Genomic DNA, 14,999 nt, shown 5'->3' with positions numbered 1-14,999 from the left:
CTCGGGGCTCGGGGCTCGGGGCTCGGGGCTCGGGGCTCGGGGCTCGGGGCTCGGGGCTCGGGGCTCGGGGCTCGGGGCTCGGAATAGCGAAATGGAGAAAGTGTGATGGAATCAAGAAAAAAGGTGACGAACGGCAGGGGGAAAGTTTTTTCACCAGTCCCGAATCCCGAGTCCCGAGTCCCGGTTTTATGAACATCGGCATCGACTTAGGGAGCAGAAAAGCGAAATTCGCCCTCTTCGACGGCGGGTCCGTCGTCCGCCTGGCCGACCACGACACGGTCACCTTCTACAAGCGCTACGGCAGGCTCGATGGGGAAGAGCTCGTGCTGGACCTGGCGGCAAGCGGCATCTTCACCCCGGAGGAACTGGCCGGAGCGACGGTGGTGGTCACCGGCTACGGCCGCAACACCCTTGCGCTGCGGGGAGCGCGGATCGTCTCCGAGATCCGGGCCCATGTGGCCGGCGCCCTCTTTCAGACAGGGCTCCGGGAGTTCACCCTCCTCGACATGGGGGGGCAGGATACGAAGGTGGCGCTGGTGCGGGGGGGAAAGCTCGCCGACTTCGTCATGAACGACAAGTGCGCCGCCTCCAGCGGCCGCTACCTCGAAAACATGGCGGCGGTCCTGGAGGTCTCCCTCGACGAACTCTCGTCCCACTGGGAGGCCCCCGTGAAGCTCGACGCCACCTGCGGCATCTTCGGCGAGTCGGAACTGATCGGCCAGATCCTCCGGGGGCACCCCGTGGAACGGCTCTGCGCCGGGGTGAACCAGACCCTCGTCAAGCGGGTCATGCCGATGCTGAAGCGCTTCCCCTCGGAGACCATCGTCCTCACCGGTGGGGTCGCCCGCAACGGGGGGCTTGTGGAACTCCTCCGGAGCGAGAGCGGTCTGGAGGTCTGCGTCCCCCAGCACCCGCAGCACAACGGCGCCATCGGCTGTGCATATCTGGGGGCTCGGGACTCGGGGCTAGCGACAGGCAAAACCCTTTCGTCTTTCCAAGTCCCGAGTCCCGAGCCCCAAGTCCCGAATTCCGGAGGTTCAAAATGAAATTAGCCAAGAAAGACTGGTTCTTCATCGCCCTGATCGTCGTGGTGGTCGGCGTCTTCTGGGCCATCTCCGGGGAGGTCCGGACCAAGAAGGTTCCCTTCGACGAAAATCACAGGAAGTTCTACGAGGCGTTTCGCCGGGGAGAGGAAAAGATGACGATCGACCGGGCCTGTCCCGCCTGTCACAACGAGCAGCCGGGGGGGATCCCCTTTCCGAAGAACCACCCGGTGAAGCCGGCCGAAGGCCCCATGCGCTGCCTCTTCTGCCACAAGTTCAAACAGCAGTGACTCCCGTCGCATCCCCCTCCCCCGGCGTCCTCAACCTGACCCGGGAACTGGAAATCGTCGTCGCCCACATCGTCCGGACCGTCGAAGAGCTTTCCCACATCGATCCCGCGCGGGTTCTCCTCTGCATCTCCTCCACCCGCAGCGGCGGCGTGGGGGGGATGTACGCCAAGATCCACCCCCTGCGCTTTCCCGGCGGAACCAGGAGCAGCGAGCACCGGCGCGGCCGCCACATCTACGTCTCCACCATGCCGACGGTGGTCCACCGGGAGGTGGAGGTCCTCTACGTCATCTACTTCCTCCTGCCCCGCTTCTTCGACCTGCCGCCGCGCGAGAAACTCGTCACCATCTTCCACGAGCTCTACCACATCTCCCCCGCCTTCGACGGCGACATCCGCCGCTTTCCCGGCCGCAACTTCGCCCACGGCAGCTCCACCCGACGCTACAACTCCCACATGGCACGGCTCGTCGACGCCTACCTCGCCGCCCACGACACACCCTCCATCCTCTCCTTCATGGACGGGACCATGGCGGAGCTGCGGGGAAGACACCGGGTGCTGGTCGGCAGACGCCTCCCCGTCCCCCGCATCAGGACCGAGCGCCGCTGAGCCGCGCGGCACAAAATCGTCCTCAAGAAATCGGCACGCCGGCCGATACGATGGAATGTAAGCGATCACCAACAGCAACGAGGGACGGCACCATGGCAATCGGATGGAGAGACGACCTGCTGACCGGGGTCAGGGAGATAGACGAGCAGCACCGGGAGCTGTTCGCACGGTTCGGGGCACTGCTGAACGCCTGCAACGAAGGGAAGGGGAACGAGGAGGTGCTGCGGCTCTTCACCTTCCTCGACGAGTACGTCGTTTCGCACTTCAGCGCCGAGGAACGGATCATGCGCTCGTGCGATTACCGCGAGTACCCGGAGCACCGCCAGCAGCACCAGAAGTTCGTCCGCGACCTGGGGGAACTGAAGCAGCAGTTCCGCGACGGCGGTGCCGGGCTCTCCCTGGTCATCTCCACGAACCAGATGATGATCGAGTGGCTCACCCGCCACATCGAGAAGATGGACAAGGAGCTTGCGGGGCACCTGGGAAGGTAGGACCGCCACCCCCCATCCCGGCGGCCTCCGGGAGAAGCTTGACAGGTGGTGTCGCTGCGGCAGTGACAGAGGAGCATCAGGAAATTTCGCCTTGACTTCATCCGCCTATCCGGATACATTGGCACCATGAAATCATCGACACGGCTTTTCAAGTCCCTCGCTGACGAGACCCGCCTCCGGATCCTGGCGCTCCTTCTGAAAGAGGAGAAGCTCTGCGTCTGCGATCTCATGGCGGCCCTGGAACTCCCCCAGTCCACGGTATCGCGGCACCTGGCCCAGCTCAGGAACGCCGGCTGGGTGGACGACTGCCGGGAAGGGGTCTGGGTCTACTATTCCCTGACCCCGGCAGATCCGCCGCTGCGCCGGGAACTGCAGGCCCTCCTGGCACGGCACGTTGAAACGGAACCGACCGCCGTGGCCGACCGGGAGCGGCTCGCCGGGTTCGGCGCCGGCAACCGCTGCGCCTGATTTTTTTGCCCCGACACATCCGCCTATCCGGATAGGCGCTACCAGGAGAAATTTCATGAAACAGCGGGTACTCTTCCTCTGCACCCACAACGCCAACCGGTCCCAGATGGCCGAGGGGCTGGTGAACCACTTCCTCGGCGACCGATGGGAAGCGCGCTCCGCCGGCACGGAGGCGACGGCGGTCAACCCGCGGGCGATCCGGGCCATGGCCGAGCTCGGAATCGACATCTCCGGCCACCGCTCCAAGACCCTCGACGAGTTCGACGGCCAGAGCTTCGACCGGGTCATCACCCTTTGCGGCGACGCCGGCGAGAAGTGCCCCCTCTTCGTCGGCGGCGTGCGGCGCCAGCACCTGGGGTTCGATGACCCCTCCCGGGCCGCCGGCACCGAGGAGGAGATCATGACCGGATACCGCCGGGTGCGGGACGAGATGCGACAAGAACTTACCTCTCACCTGGCCGGAGGCGACCATGAGTGACCATGTCTCCCGCAACCTCTCCTTCCTCGACCGCTGGCTCACCCTCTGGATCTTCGCTGCCATGGCCCTCGGGGTCGGGCTCGGGTACTTCATCCCCGGCGTGGAGGGGTTCATCGACCGCTTCCGGGTGGGGACCACCAACATCCCCATCGCCGCCGGGCTTATCCTGATGATGTATCCTCCCTTCGCCAAGGTGCGGTACGAGGAGATGCCCGAGGTCTTCGCCAACCGGAAGATCCTCGGTCTTTCGCTGGTGCAGAACTGGCTCATCGGGCCGGCGCTCATGTTCGTCCTGGCCGTCGTCCTCCTCCCCGACAAGCCGGAGTACATGGTGGGGCTCATCATGATAGGACTCGCCCGCTGCATCGCCATGGTGATCGTCTGGAACGAGCTGGCGAAGGGGAACACCGAGTACGCCGCCGGGCTCGTGGCCTTCAACAGCATCTTCCAGGTCCTCTTCTACAGCGTCTACGCCTGGCTCTTCATCACGGTCCTCCCCCCTCTCTTCGGCCTTTCGGGAAGTATCGTGGAGGTGAGCATCCGCCAGATCGCCGAGAGCGTCTTCGTCTACCTGGGGATTCCGTGCATCGCCGGCGCCCTGACGCGCCTCATCGGCGTGAAGATCATGGGAAAGGAGCGCTACCACCGGGAGGTAGTGCCGCGGATCGGCCCCATCACCCTCGTGGCGCTCCTCTTCACCATCGTGGTCATGTTCAGCCTCAAGGGGAACCTGATCGTCTATCTCCCCCTCGACGTGGTCCGAATCGCCATCCCGCTCCTCATCTACTTCGTGGTGATGTTCCTGATCTCCTTCTGGATGGGGAAACGGCTCGGGGCGGACTACCCGAAGACCACGACGCTCGCCTTCACCGCCGCCAGCAACAACTTCGAGCTGGCGATCGCCGTGGCGGTGGCGGTCTTCGGCCTCAACTCCGGCGCGGCCTTCGCCGCGGTCATAGGTCCCTTGGTGGAGGTGCCGGTGATGATCGGGCTGGTGAACGTGGCGTTCCGGCTGCGGGGCAGGCTCTTTCCCGCAGCCGCTGTGGGAGATAACGCCTGATGCTCTGCGACAAATTCCTCAGACTCCGGCAACTCTACCGTACGGCGGCGCTGCTGGCCCTCATCACCATCGGCTACAACATCGTGGAGGGGGTGGTGTCGGTGGGGTTCGGCGCGGCGGACGAGACCCTCTCCCTCTTCGGCTTCGGGCTCGACTCCTTCGTGGAGGTGATCTCGGGGGTCGGGATCTGGCACATGGTGCGGCGGCTCCGGCAGGGGGAGGAGGAGCGGCGCGACACCTTCGAGCGCCGGGCGCTGCGGATCACGGGGGGGGCCTTCCATCTCCTGGCGGCGGGACTCGTGGTGACCGCGGGCTTGAGCATCTACAGCGGCCACAGGCCGTCGACCACCGTCTGGGGGATCGTGGTATCCCTGGTCTCCATCTCCTTCATGGGGTTTCTCATCCACCACAAGACAAAGGTGGGAAAGGCGCTCAACTCCCCCGCCATCCTGGCCGATGCCGCCTGCTCCCGGGCCTGTCTGCTGCTGTCGGTGGCGCTTCTGGCGGCAAGCGCCGGCTTTGAGCTGACCGGCGTCGGCTATCTCGACTCCCTCGGTTCCCTCGCCATCGCCTGGCTCTCCTTCCGGGAGGGTCGGGAGGCCTTCGGCAAGGCCGACGGCCTGGCGTGCGGCTGTGCCTGCTCCTGCGGAGCGGCCGAAAAGGGATAGCCTCCCTCGCCCTACCCCAGCCGCCGGAAGGCCGATGCCTTGATGGCGGCGTAGACCTCGCTCCCCTCACCCAGCTCCAGCTCCCGGGCCGCGTCGCCGGCCACCTCCGCCACCAGCCTCCCGCCGGCGCAGGCAAGCTCCACCCCCACCTTCCGTCCCGCCTCGAACATCCCCGTCACCGTGCAGCGAAGGAGATTCCGGGCGCTGATCGCCTCGGGGTGCTTCTTGAAGAGGATCATGTCCTTGGACGAAAGCTCGAAGAGGTTCTCCCCCCCGTTGGGAGGGGTAGAGAGCACGAGCCGGCTCCCCCCCCAGGCGTAGGAGAAGAGGTTCCCCCGGGGGAGCGGATCGGTGAGCCGCAGCAGGTTTATGTAGCCCACGGGGCTCGTCCCCATCCGGAGCCGGGCAAGCTCGTCCGGCGTGGTCTCCCCGGCCTGGCGCCCCCGCTCGTAGACCACCACCCGGTCGGTCATGAGGCGCATCTCCAGCAGGGAATGGGAGATGAAGAGATAGGGGATGGCGAACGCCTCGCACGCCCCCCGGAGATAGGGGATGATCTGGAAGCGGAGGGTGTCGTCCAGGGCGGAGAGGGGCTCGTCCATGAGGAGGAGCCGGGGGTTGGAGAGAAGCGCCCGCCCCAGGACGATCCGCTGCTTTTCGCCGCCGGAGAGGTTGTTCACCCCCCGCTCCAGGAGGTGACCGATCTTCAGCACGTCGACGATGTCGTCGAGGCGGACCTGGCGATTGGCCGCGGCGCAGCGCTTCCAGCCGTAGAGAAGATTCGCCCGGACCGGGAGGTGGGGAAAGAGGTGGGGATGCTGGAAGACCAGGGCGATCCGCCGCCGCTCCGGCGGGACGTTCACCCGGCGCCCGGCCGAGAAGAGGGTCTCCCCGTCCAGGGAGATCTCCCCCCCGTCGGGGCGCGCCAGCCCCGCCACCATGTTCACCAGGGTCGACTTGCCGCTCCCCGATTCGCCGAAGATGCCGATCCGGCTTCCCGAGACGGTGAAGCCGGCATCGAGCGTAAACTCTCCGAAGGATTTCGTCACCCTGACCGAAAGCTCCATCTCAATCCCTCCGTCCCATGCGGCGCCCCAGGTATTCGTGGAAGAATAGCACCACCAGCGACAGCCCCGCCGACACGAGGCAGAGGGTGAGGGCCGCCTGCTCGCCGCCGGGGGAGCTGGCGTAGTCGTAGATTGCCAGGGGCATGGTCTGGGTAACGCCGGGGATGTTCCCGGCAACGATGATGGTGGCGCCGAACTCGCCGAGGCTTCGGCCGAACATGAGGGACGAGCCGGCCACGACTCCCCGCAGCGACAGGGGGAGGATGACCGTCAGCAGCGTATCGTACCACCGGGCGCCGAGGGTGCGGGATGCCTGGACGAGGGGCTCGTCGATGGACTCCATGGCGATCCTGATGGAGCGGACCAGGAGCGGGAACCCCACCACCGCCGAGGCAAGCGCCGCCGCATACCAGGTGAAGATGATCCGGATCCCCGCCGCGTCCAGCATCCCCCCGAGCCACCCCTTCTTCCCAAGCAGCAGCAGGAGGAGGTAGCCGATCACCACCGGAGGGAGGGTCAGCGGGAGGTTGAGCAGCGCCTCCACGAAGGTCTTTCCCCGGAAGGAGAGGTAACTCATGACGTACGCCACTGCCACCCCGAAGGGGAGCGACACCAGGGTCGCCGCCAGGGCGACCCTGGCCGAGAGCCGGATGGCGTCTATGTCGGCGGGGGTAAAGGAAGGCATGGCCGATTATTTCACTTCAAACCCGTACTTTCCAAGTATTTTTCTCGCCTCGGCCGACTGGAGGAACCGAAAGAGCTCCCTCGCCCCGGGCTTCCCGGCGCCGGTGGCGGTGAGGGCCATGGGGTAGACGACGCGGTCGTGGAGCCCCGCGGGGACGGTGAAGAGGATGCGGGCCTTCTTCCCGAAGAGCAGGGCATCGGTCCGGTAGACGAAGGCGCCATCCACCTCCCCCAGCTCCGCATACTTCATCGCCTCCCTCACGTCCTTGGCCATGACGAGCTTTCCGGCCAGCTCCTTCTCGATCCCGGCCGCCCGGAACGCCTCCGCGGCATACTCCCCGGCCGGCACGCTCCTGGGGCTGCCGATGGCGATCCGCCGCAGCCTCACCAGCTCCTTCATCCCCATCACGGGCTGTTTCGTGATTCCGGCAAAGACGAGGGAATTGTAGGCAAAGGCGCAGCGGCTCGCCTCGTCGACCAGCTTGCGGTTCTGGAGATAATCCATCCACTCCCGGTTGGCCGAGATGAAAATGTCGGCCGGCGCCCCCTGCTCGATCTGCTTGGCCAGGGTGCCCGAGGCGCCGAAATTCAGAAGGGTCCTCACCTCGGGGTGCTTCGTCCGGTAGGCGTCGGTCAGTCCGGTGACCACCTCCCGGAGGCTCGCGGCCGCGGAAAGGGTCACCTGGTCAGCCAGGGCTCCCGTGGTGAGAAACAGGATGCCGCAGAGGGCAACGGAAAGGATCTTCACTGTCATGGGCTCTTCCTCCGTACGGGTAATTTCATCTAACCCTTCATATCGCAAGGACGGTGCCGAGCGGCATCGCAGGACGCAACCGACGTTGTTTCGTGCGGTTACTCCGGGCAAGCATCAACAGGTGGGAAATCTGGATATCACAAATGACGGAAGGATAGGCACAAAAAAAGGGGAAAAGCGCACTCTTTGGGCACGGTGTCCCGACGCCTTTCCCCACTGAAGCCTGCCGGTCCAGCCCCGACAGGCTCCGGCACCTCAGCTGACGCCGAGGATGACGCTTGATGCCTTGAAGAGGGCGCAGGCGTGCCCACCCTTCGTGACGCCGAGGTTACGGGCGCTTTCGTGGGTGATGACGGCGCTGATGGTGTTACCCCCGCCGATCTCCACGTCCACCTCGGTGCTGACCGGCCCCTCGATCACCTTGACGACGGTGCCGCACATGATGTTACGGGCGCTCACCTTGGCGTCGTGGAGATCGGTGCCGATGATGACCGAACTGGCCTTGATGATGGCATAGGCATCCTTGCCGGCGGCAAGGCCGAGACGGTCGACGCTCTCATTGGTCACGACCGCGGTAACCGGGGCCCCTCCCTTGAGGGTGAGGGAGACTTCGGAGTTCACCGCCCCCTTGGTGATGCCGCTGACCGTGCCGGGAAATACGTTCCGTGCGCTGAGTTTCATGGCTATCCTCCGTACGATTTGGTGCGGACTGTCACCGCCTGTGCGGCAACAATCACCTTATACCATAAGGATATCGCCCCAAACCGTCATGTAAAGGTGGGGTCACGAATGATCGATGGCGTCGATCGTTTCCCCGCTCCGAAGCGCCGTCCGCACCGCCGTGAGCCGCCGGTCCAGGGCCTCCAGCTCGGCGAGGTTCGCCCGCTCCCGCTCCGTCGTCTCGATGACGCGGGCGATGCCGCCGTTTCTGAAGACCAGCCGCCGGCTCCCCATGAGGGCCAGGATCGGGTCGTGGGTCGCCATGAGGACGATCTTACGCTTGTCGGCCAGGAGCGCCAGGGCGCGGCGGCGGTCGATGCCGGCGTTCTCGATCTCGTCGATGAGGACGATGGGAGAGAGGGAGAGGCAGGCGGTATCGGCGATCATGAGGGCCCGGGACTGGCCGCCGGAGAGAGAGGTGAGGGGGGTGTCGCCGGCGAAGCGCTCGCCGGCCAGTTCGTTGGCCAGGGCGATGACGGTCTCGGCGACGCCGGCAGGATCGTCGGCCATGCGGCTCTCGGCGTGCATATGGACGAAATCACGGACCGAGAGGTCCATGACGAAGTTCATGTTCTGGGAAAGCTGGGCCACGAGCTTCTGCTCCACGGCGTAGCGGCGGGCAGGATCGGGAACGGCGCCGTTCACCAGCACCCGCCGCCCCGTGGGGGTGTCCCCCTGGGCGAGCCATTCGATGTCGGCCAGAAAGCGGCTCTTCCCCGAGCCGGTGGGGCCGACGATGGAGGTCACCTCCCCCGGCACCAGGGTGAGGGTGAAATCTTCGGCCCGCCCCGTCTTGTCCCGGCCGCCGATGACGGTGACCGACTCCACCGCCGCCGCGGGAGGGGCCGCCAGCCTGGTCATCCAGGCGAGAAACGACCGGAAGCGGGCAGGAAGTTCATCCGGCTCCACCCCCCGGTCCCGGAGCGCCTCGGGATCGAGCCCCGCCGCCAGTTCCTCCATGGTTTCGCGGGGGGGCGCCGCTCCCGCCCCCAGGGAGGCGAGAAAATCGCCGACCGCCGGCTGCCTGGCCAGGAGCTCCCCCACGGTCAACCGCGACCAGGCGGCGTCGAAATCGAGCGGTTCGCGATCGCTCATGCCGGAAACTCCATCTTCCGCACGTTCCCCATCTGGAAGTCGGCCCCGATCCGCCGCTGCCCGAGGCAGTAGGAGCAGAGTGCCGCCGGCATGGAGAAGCGGAGCTGGGCCCCCTCCAGGGTCGGCACCTCGGCCGCGTCCCGGAAGAGCCGGGCCAGGTGGTCCCCCCCCTGGCCGGTGAGACCGTTCACAGGCACCACCACGGCCCGGGGGTTCACCTGCCGCACCCGGAACGAGAAGACCTCCCGCTCGGCCTGGGAGACGATGTCCCCCTTGGTCAGCACCGCCACGTCGGCCATGGTGAGCATGGGGCCGATCTTCTTAGGCGTGTCGACCCCGGCGAGGTGATCCACCACGCAGACCGCCAGCACGCCGCGGATGTGGGGGGCGCAGCGGTTGCACAGGCCGGCGCTCTCGCAGACCAGCAGGTCGAGCCCCGCCCGCTCCCCCCAGGCGATGCTCTCCTGGACGTTCACCACGTAGAAATGGTCGGGGCAGAGGTTGCCGGCGAGTCCCACCGCCACCGGCACCCCGGCCCGCTCGAAGAGGTCGCGGTCGTGGGTGGAGATGCAGTCGAACTTCACCACTCCGGCCCGCACCCCTTCGGCCGCAAGAGATTCGATGGCCCGGAGGATCACCGAGGTCTTCCCCGCCGACGGCGGCCCCGCCACGGTGACGAACCTCACGCCCCCTCACCCCGCAAGGCCCGGCGGAACTCGGCGTCGATCTCCGCCAGGAGCGCCTCGATGTCGTGCTCCTTCACGAACTCCCAGCCGATCCAGAAAAACGTCGCCTCGCCGGGGATACCGTTGTCCACCTCCGGATGGACCGCCGGGAAGAAGGCCCCGGCGCAGATCCGTGCCACCTCCGGGCCGGTGATGAACCGGAGCACGTCGGCCAGCTCCTCCCTCCGGTCGCGTTTCACCAGCATGGTAACCGGGCTCACCAGGGCGCCGTCGCCGGGCCAGACGATCTCCACATCGTCGCGGTTGCGGATGGCGTTGGCGAAGAAAAGCGGCATGACGCTCACGGCCGGGGCGTCGTCGCGGCCGCTGCCGGCCGCCTTCACCATCTGGGAGGGGTGCCAGCCGTGGAGCGTGGAGCGGCCGAGCCTGCGGACCCCCTCCATGCCGAACGCCTTGTGGATCGCCAGGAGGAGCGTCTCGCAGAAGGAGCCGTCCCGATTCCCCCGGATCGCCACCGACTTCTCCAGCTCCGGCGCCAGGAGATCCCGCCAGCGCCGCGGCACCGGCCGCTCCCCGAGGCGCCCCTTGTCCACCACCAGCACCAGCAGATTCATGCAGAGCATCGTGTAGTGGCGCTCCGGATCCAGCACCCCGAGGGCCGCCAGGTGCCGGTCGCCGGCGAAATCGACGACCGCCTCGAAATCCCCCGGCTTGATGAACCGCTCCACGAACCCCCTGTGGAAGAAGCCGTTGAAACCGGGGGTGACGATGACGTCGGGAAGCTCGTCGATGGTCTCGAAGTGGGCCACGTAGTCGTAGTAATCCACCTGGTTGTTGGCGTTTCCCTCGATGCAGAAGGTTATGGGGCGGGCATCGACGGGGCGCCCTTGGAGAAAGCGGCGAAACGCCTCCTCCACCGGCACCTTGAGGGGACACGGCAGGAGCGCGAAGAGGTTCACCGTCCCGGCTCCCGGCAGGGTCTCCTCCACGGCGCGGGCCCCACTTTCCGCCGTCCCGGCGGCTTCGGCCAGGCGGCGGCAGAACGCCTCCGGGTCGATCCGGCGCTCCCGCAGCACGCTTCTGAGCCGCACCACCGTTCCAAAGGACTCCCGCACCTCCGGGTCGGCGAAAACCCCGAGACCGTTCGCTTCGAAGAGCGCCAGCGCCGCGGGATGCTCTGCCACGATCCTGCCGATGGTCATGTCGAGAAAAGTCGATTCCACGTTGCATCATCCTTTCCGGGTGGCCTGCGAACCGTCAACGTCCGGACACCCTCCCCAATCCCGGAGCAGATTTCGTTCCCACGCAGCGACTCCCCTCCAACACCCCGCAAGCATTGGCATTTCCAGCGCAACCCGGCAATAAGCACTCATTGAGCCAGCTTCCGAATTGATCAGACCACACGCACCTGCCGAAAAAAGCGGCACCCCCCCACGGGAAAAAAAATGGAGCATAATCCGTGCGCCCGGAGAGCCCAGCGGAGCGAATGCCCCGTTTCATCGCCGAACCGGCCCTCTCACCCCGCGCGCCGCAGCAGCTCCTCGGCCGTGGGAAGATCCTCTTCCGCCACCCTGATCTGCCGCGGGCCTATTCCCGCCTCGGTCTCCGACGCGAGGAAGTACTCGATCCCCGCCTCCCGCAGAATCGCCTCCACCCTCGCCAGGTCCGCCGCATCCTTCGGATCGTAAAACTTGACCATCGCTCCACCTCCTGTCGATATGGGACTGGAACCAATTTTACCACGAACGAATCTTTTCTCATCACCGCCGCCCGAGCGGTGGCATTGCCCTCCCGACTATGGTATGGTTATCCGGTTCAAACCGGGACGCAATGCCGTTTCCGCGGCTGCCGTAGCCGCCGGCGGCAAAGAATTTATCACAGGAGGGGACAACGACATGATCACGCACATCGTATTCTTCAAGCTGGCCGACCCCACGGCCGCCAACATCGAGGCGACGCGGGAAAAACTCGAAAGCATGCGGGGAAAGATCAACGAACTGCGGCACCTGGAGGTGGGGGTTGACGTGATCCGCTCCGAGCGCTCCTACGACCTGGCCCTGGTGACCAGGTTCGACTCCCTGGAGGTGCTCCAGGCCTACCAGGTCCACCCCTACCATGCCGGGGAGGTCATCCCCCACATGAAGGCGGTCTGTTCGTCGATCGTGGCGGTGGACTACGCCTCGTAGGGTACCGCCATCCGGCGCACAAAAAGGAAACGCCCCGCTGCCATCTCTGGAGCGGGGCGTTTCGCATTTATGGAGACAATCTCTCGGGTCCCGACGCTAGATCCAGCAGCCGCCCCCCTCGATCTTCTCCCCTTCTTCCCTGGTCTTGGGGGAAGCCTTGAACTTTGCCTCCCTGACCGCCCCTCTGACTTTTTCCAGCGCCTCGTCGGTCACGTCACCCAGCTTCTCGCGGACCTCGCGTCCGGTCTTGGGGGTGAGGAGGAGTGCAGCGCCGGCGGCGAGGGCGGCGCCGGCAAAAAAGGCGAAGATCGCTGCGGTTTCGGTGTTTCTCGTGTCTGCCATGCGGTACGCTCCTTGAGTCGTCGTAGGCCTCGCATCGAGGCTCATGAATATTCTTAGCACAGAAACGGCCCCATGAAAACCTCTTGTTGCCCTTCCCCTACCATCACCGGACCGCGATACGACTCACTTGAACTCCGGCGGCGGGGTCACGATCCGCCAGCGGAGGTCGCCGTCCTTCTCCTCGTAGCGCCACTGCTGCACGTCCTGGACGCTCTTCAGACGGGTGGAGGGGAGTATGTAGTAGTCGATCTCCATCCGGACCGTCGCCGTCCCCTTCTCGGGGTCCAGCTCCGTCGACACCACCCGGTAGTCGGCCACGGATACCCCCTTGGCCGCCGTCGCCCGGGCGAGACACTCCTCCTTCACCCCTCCATCGGCGAAGGTGAGGCAGGCCTGCTCCAGCTCTTGCCACCGGATGCTCCGGTTGTACTCCCGGGAGCTCTCCGTGAAGCGCTCCGCTATCAGATACGGATTGCGGCAGCCGGCGAGGGCGACGGCGACGAGAACCAGAACCAGCAACCGGCGAATCGGCATGAGGGACCTCACTTTTCCTTGATGTAGCGCACGAGCTCCGCGGCGATCTCGTACCGGCCGAAGGGGGGGACCAGGTAGAAGCCGCCGACGCGGCCGCGGACGGCGTCGATGAACTCCTTCGCGATGGCGAGCCCCTCCCGCACCCCTTCGTCCTTCTCCTTCCCCCGCATCCGCTGCCGGATCTCGTCGGGGATCACGATCCCCGGCACCTCGTTGTGGAGAAACTCGCAGTTGCGCTCGCTCACCAGCGGCATGATGCCGGGGAGGATCGGGATGTCGAGGTGGGCAGTCTGCTCCAGCATCGCGTCAAGCCGCGCCAGGTCGTAGATCGGCTGGGTCTGGACGAAACGGGCGCCGTTGGCGACCTTCTTCTCCAGCCGCGCCGTCTGCACCTCCAGCCGCTGGCCGTTGGGATTGAAGGCGCAACCGATGGTGAAGCCGGCGCCGCGCCCCAGCGGATTGCCGAGGGCGTTCACCCCGGCGTTCAGGTCGGCGAGGAGCTTGATCAGAGTGAAGGAGTTGAGGTCGTAGACCGAGGTGGCGCCGGCCTGCTCGCCGATCCGGGCCGGGTCGCCGGTCACCGCCAGGATGGAGCGGATGCCGAGGAGGCTCGCCCCCATGAGGTCGGACTGGAGCCCGAGGAGGTTGCGGTCCCGGCAGGTGACGTGGACGATCACCTCGATCCCCGCCTCCCGCTGCACCAGGTGCCCGAGGGCGATGTTCCCCATCCTGATCCGGGCCAGGGGGTTCTCGGCGATGTTGATGGCGTCGGCCCCGGCGGCCTTCAGCGCCCGGCTGCCGGCGATGATCTTCTCGCAGTCGAATCCCTTGGGAGGATCGAGTTCCACGGTGACCACCGGCTCCTTCCCCCAGCGCGCCAGGAACCCTTCCCCGGCCGCGGCGGCCTCCCGGCGCTCCTCCGCCGGGAGCTCCGGCACCACCACCTGCCGCACGGCGGGGCGCATCCCGCCGAGCCGCTCCGCCAGGCGCCGGATATGCTCCGGCGTGGTGCCGCAGCACCCCCCCACGAGCGCCGCCCCGGCCTCCACCATCTCCACGGCCCGCTCGGCGAAGTAGTCGGGGGTGGTCCGGTAGACATGGCGGCCGTTCACGTATTCCGGGAAACCGCTGTTGGGATAGGCGGCGAGGGGGCGCTCGGTCACCCGCGCCATCCGCCGGACGGTGCCGAGGATCTCCAGGGGACCGGCCCCGCAGTTGGCGCCGATGACGTCGGCCCCGCCGGCGGCCAGCTCCAGCGCCACCCGCTCCACGTCGAGACCGCCGGCGATCCGCCCCTGCTCCAGAAACGCCATGTTCGCCACCACCGGGAGCCCCGTCTCCCGGGCCGCCGCCAGGGCGCATTTAAGCTGGGGAAGGTCAGTGAAGGTCTCCAGGATGAGGAGGTCGACCCCTCCCTCGGCAAGGGCCGCGACCTGCCGCCGGTAGATCTCGGTGGTCTCCGCGGCGGAGAGCTCCCGCTCTTCCCCCTTCAGCCGGACCAGGGGCCCCACGGAGCCCGCCACGAAGGCGTCGTACCCGGCAGCCGCCTCCCGGGCCAGCTCGGCCCCCCGGAGGTTGATCTCCCGCTCCCGCTTCTCCAGGCCGATAGCCGCCAGCCTGGTCCAGTTGGCGCCGAAGGTGTTGGTCTCGATCACCCGGGCGCCGACGGCCAGGTACTCCCGGTGGAGCTCCAGGACCAGGGAGGGGCGGACCAGGTTCAGGTGCTCCACGTTGGCGTCGAGGGAGACCCCCTTGGCGTAGAGCATGGTCCCGATGGCGCCGTCGCCGACGAGGACCTCGGATGTGAGTCGTTCGATGAATGTCATGG

Annotated in this window: 20 protein-coding genes; 9 read left to right on the top strand and 11 right to left on the bottom strand. The window is 66.5% G+C overall.

The genetic code is table 11. The features are described 5' to 3' along the window. The first annotated feature begins 188 nt into the window (after positions 1-188). The 8 genes from M6689_RS11260 to M6689_RS11225 all read left to right on the top strand — a co-directional run bounded on the left by M6689_RS11260 (position 189) and on the right by M6689_RS11225 (position 5,103). On the top strand, positions 189-1,046 hold the full coding sequence (locus M6689_RS11260) for an acyl-CoA dehydratase activase (protein WP_298271629.1): 858 nt from the start codon (positions 189-191) through the stop codon (positions 1,044-1,046). Then, positions 1,043-1,333 carry a cytochrome C gene (locus M6689_RS11255; RefSeq protein ID WP_298271627.1) on the top strand — a complete coding sequence of 97 codons (291 nt, stop codon included), beginning with the start codon at positions 1,043-1,045 and terminating at the stop codon, positions 1,331-1,333. Before M6689_RS11260 ends, M6689_RS11255 begins: the two co-directional genes overlap by 4 nt. Continuing rightward, positions 1,330-1,938: a putative metallopeptidase gene (locus tag M6689_RS11250; RefSeq protein ID WP_298271626.1), complete on the top strand. Its 609-nt coding sequence runs from the start codon at positions 1,330-1,332 to the stop codon at positions 1,936-1,938. The genes M6689_RS11255 and M6689_RS11250 overlap by 4 nt, the downstream gene beginning before the upstream one ends. Positions 1,939-2,030: 92 nt before the next feature. Next, the gene (locus tag M6689_RS11245) at positions 2,031-2,429 is read left to right on the top strand and encodes a bacteriohemerythrin (protein ID WP_298271624.1); all 399 of its coding nucleotides are present in this window, start codon (positions 2,031-2,033) and stop codon (positions 2,427-2,429) included. A gap of 126 nt (positions 2,430-2,555) precedes the next feature. Beyond that, positions 2,556-2,897, top strand: a complete 342-nt coding sequence (locus tag M6689_RS11240) for a metalloregulator ArsR/SmtB family transcription factor (protein ID WP_298271621.1) — start codon at positions 2,556-2,558, stop codon at positions 2,895-2,897. 55 nt (positions 2,898-2,952) lie between these two features. Beyond that, positions 2,953-3,375, top strand: a complete 423-nt coding sequence (locus M6689_RS11235; RefSeq protein WP_298271618.1) for an arsenate reductase ArsC — start codon at positions 2,953-2,955, stop codon at positions 3,373-3,375. Continuing rightward, the gene (gene arsB / locus M6689_RS11230) at positions 3,368-4,435 is read left to right on the top strand and encodes an ACR3 family arsenite efflux transporter (RefSeq protein ID WP_298271615.1); all 1,068 of its coding nucleotides are present in this window, start codon (positions 3,368-3,370) and stop codon (positions 4,433-4,435) included. Before M6689_RS11235 ends, arsB begins: the two co-directional genes overlap by 8 nt. After that, positions 4,435-5,103 carry a cation transporter gene (locus M6689_RS11225; protein WP_298271611.1) on the top strand — a complete coding sequence of 223 codons (669 nt, stop codon included), beginning with the start codon at positions 4,435-4,437 and terminating at the stop codon, positions 5,101-5,103. The genes arsB and M6689_RS11225 overlap by 1 nt, the downstream gene beginning before the upstream one ends. An 11-nt stretch (positions 5,104-5,114) precedes the next feature. On the opposite strand, the gene modC is transcribed toward M6689_RS11225, so the two are convergent. The 8 genes from modC to M6689_RS11185 all read right to left on the bottom strand — a co-directional run bounded on the left by modC (position 5,115) and on the right by M6689_RS11185 (position 11,808). Continuing rightward, on the bottom strand, positions 5,115-6,170 hold the full coding sequence (gene modC / locus M6689_RS11220) for a molybdenum ABC transporter ATP-binding protein (protein WP_298271609.1): 1,056 nt from the start codon (positions 6,168-6,170) through the stop codon (positions 5,115-5,117). Between the two features lies 1 nt (position 6,171). After that, positions 6,172-6,855 (bottom strand): molybdate ABC transporter permease subunit, encoded by a 684-nt coding sequence (gene modB, locus M6689_RS11215; RefSeq protein ID WP_298271606.1) that lies wholly within the window; start codon positions 6,853-6,855, stop codon positions 6,172-6,174. A 6-nt stretch (positions 6,856-6,861) separates the two neighbouring features. Further along, on the bottom strand, positions 6,862-7,608 hold the full coding sequence (modA, locus tag M6689_RS11210) for a molybdate ABC transporter substrate-binding protein (RefSeq protein ID WP_298271603.1): 747 nt from the start codon (positions 7,606-7,608) through the stop codon (positions 6,862-6,864). A gap of 255 nt (positions 7,609-7,863) precedes the next feature. Further along, the gene (locus M6689_RS11205) at positions 7,864-8,289 is read right to left on the bottom strand and encodes a TOBE domain-containing protein (protein WP_298271600.1); all 426 of its coding nucleotides are present in this window, start codon (positions 8,287-8,289) and stop codon (positions 7,864-7,866) included. Positions 8,290-8,391: 102 nt separating this feature from the next. Continuing rightward, positions 8,392-9,423 (bottom strand): ATP-binding cassette domain-containing protein, encoded by a 1,032-nt coding sequence (locus M6689_RS11200; protein ID WP_298271597.1) that lies wholly within the window; start codon positions 9,421-9,423, stop codon positions 8,392-8,394. Further along, positions 9,420-10,109 carry a GTP-binding protein gene (locus M6689_RS11195; protein ID WP_298271595.1) on the bottom strand — a complete coding sequence of 230 codons (690 nt, stop codon included), beginning with the start codon at positions 10,107-10,109 and terminating at the stop codon, positions 9,420-9,422. Before M6689_RS11195 ends, M6689_RS11200 begins: the two co-directional genes overlap by 4 nt. Next, positions 10,106-11,332: an ABC transporter substrate-binding protein gene (locus M6689_RS11190; RefSeq protein ID WP_298271592.1), complete on the bottom strand. Its 1,227-nt coding sequence runs from the start codon at positions 11,330-11,332 to the stop codon at positions 10,106-10,108. Before M6689_RS11190 ends, M6689_RS11195 begins: the two co-directional genes overlap by 4 nt. A 293-nt stretch (positions 11,333-11,625) precedes the next feature. After that, positions 11,626-11,808 (bottom strand): DUF2007 domain-containing protein, encoded by a 183-nt coding sequence (locus M6689_RS11185; RefSeq protein ID WP_298271591.1) that lies wholly within the window; start codon positions 11,806-11,808, stop codon positions 11,626-11,628. A 196-nt stretch (positions 11,809-12,004) separates the two neighbouring features. Here M6689_RS11185 and M6689_RS11180 point away from each other — a divergent pair, with 196 nt between their 5' ends. Beyond that, on the top strand, positions 12,005-12,295 hold the full coding sequence (locus M6689_RS11180) for a Dabb family protein (protein ID WP_298271589.1): 291 nt from the start codon (positions 12,005-12,007) through the stop codon (positions 12,293-12,295). A gap of 96 nt (positions 12,296-12,391) precedes the next feature. Here the strand turns inward: M6689_RS11180 and M6689_RS11175 are convergent, their stop codons facing one another. The 3 genes from M6689_RS11175 to M6689_RS11165 form a co-directional block, all read right to left on the bottom strand. After that, the gene (locus M6689_RS11175; protein WP_298271587.1) at positions 12,392-12,637 is read right to left on the bottom strand and encodes a YtxH domain-containing protein; all 246 of its coding nucleotides are present in this window, start codon (positions 12,635-12,637) and stop codon (positions 12,392-12,394) included. A gap of 123 nt (positions 12,638-12,760) precedes the next feature. Then, positions 12,761-13,171, bottom strand: coding sequence for a hypothetical protein (locus M6689_RS11170; protein WP_298271585.1), 411 nt, complete (start codon positions 13,169-13,171; stop codon positions 12,761-12,763). Between the two features lie 8 nt (positions 13,172-13,179). Continuing rightward, entirely contained in the window at positions 13,180-14,997 is a 1,818-nt protein-coding gene (locus M6689_RS11165; RefSeq protein WP_298271583.1) for a bifunctional homocysteine S-methyltransferase/methylenetetrahydrofolate reductase, read from the bottom strand. Between the last annotated feature and the right edge of the window lie 2 nt (positions 14,998-14,999).

It is taken from the genome of Geobacter sp. (genome assembly GCF_027327745.1).
Lineage (GTDB): Bacteria > Desulfobacterota > Desulfuromonadia > Geobacterales > Geobacteraceae > Geobacter.
Note: the sequence above shows the minus strand (reverse complement) of the source record. Positions and strands in the feature narration are given on the sequence as shown.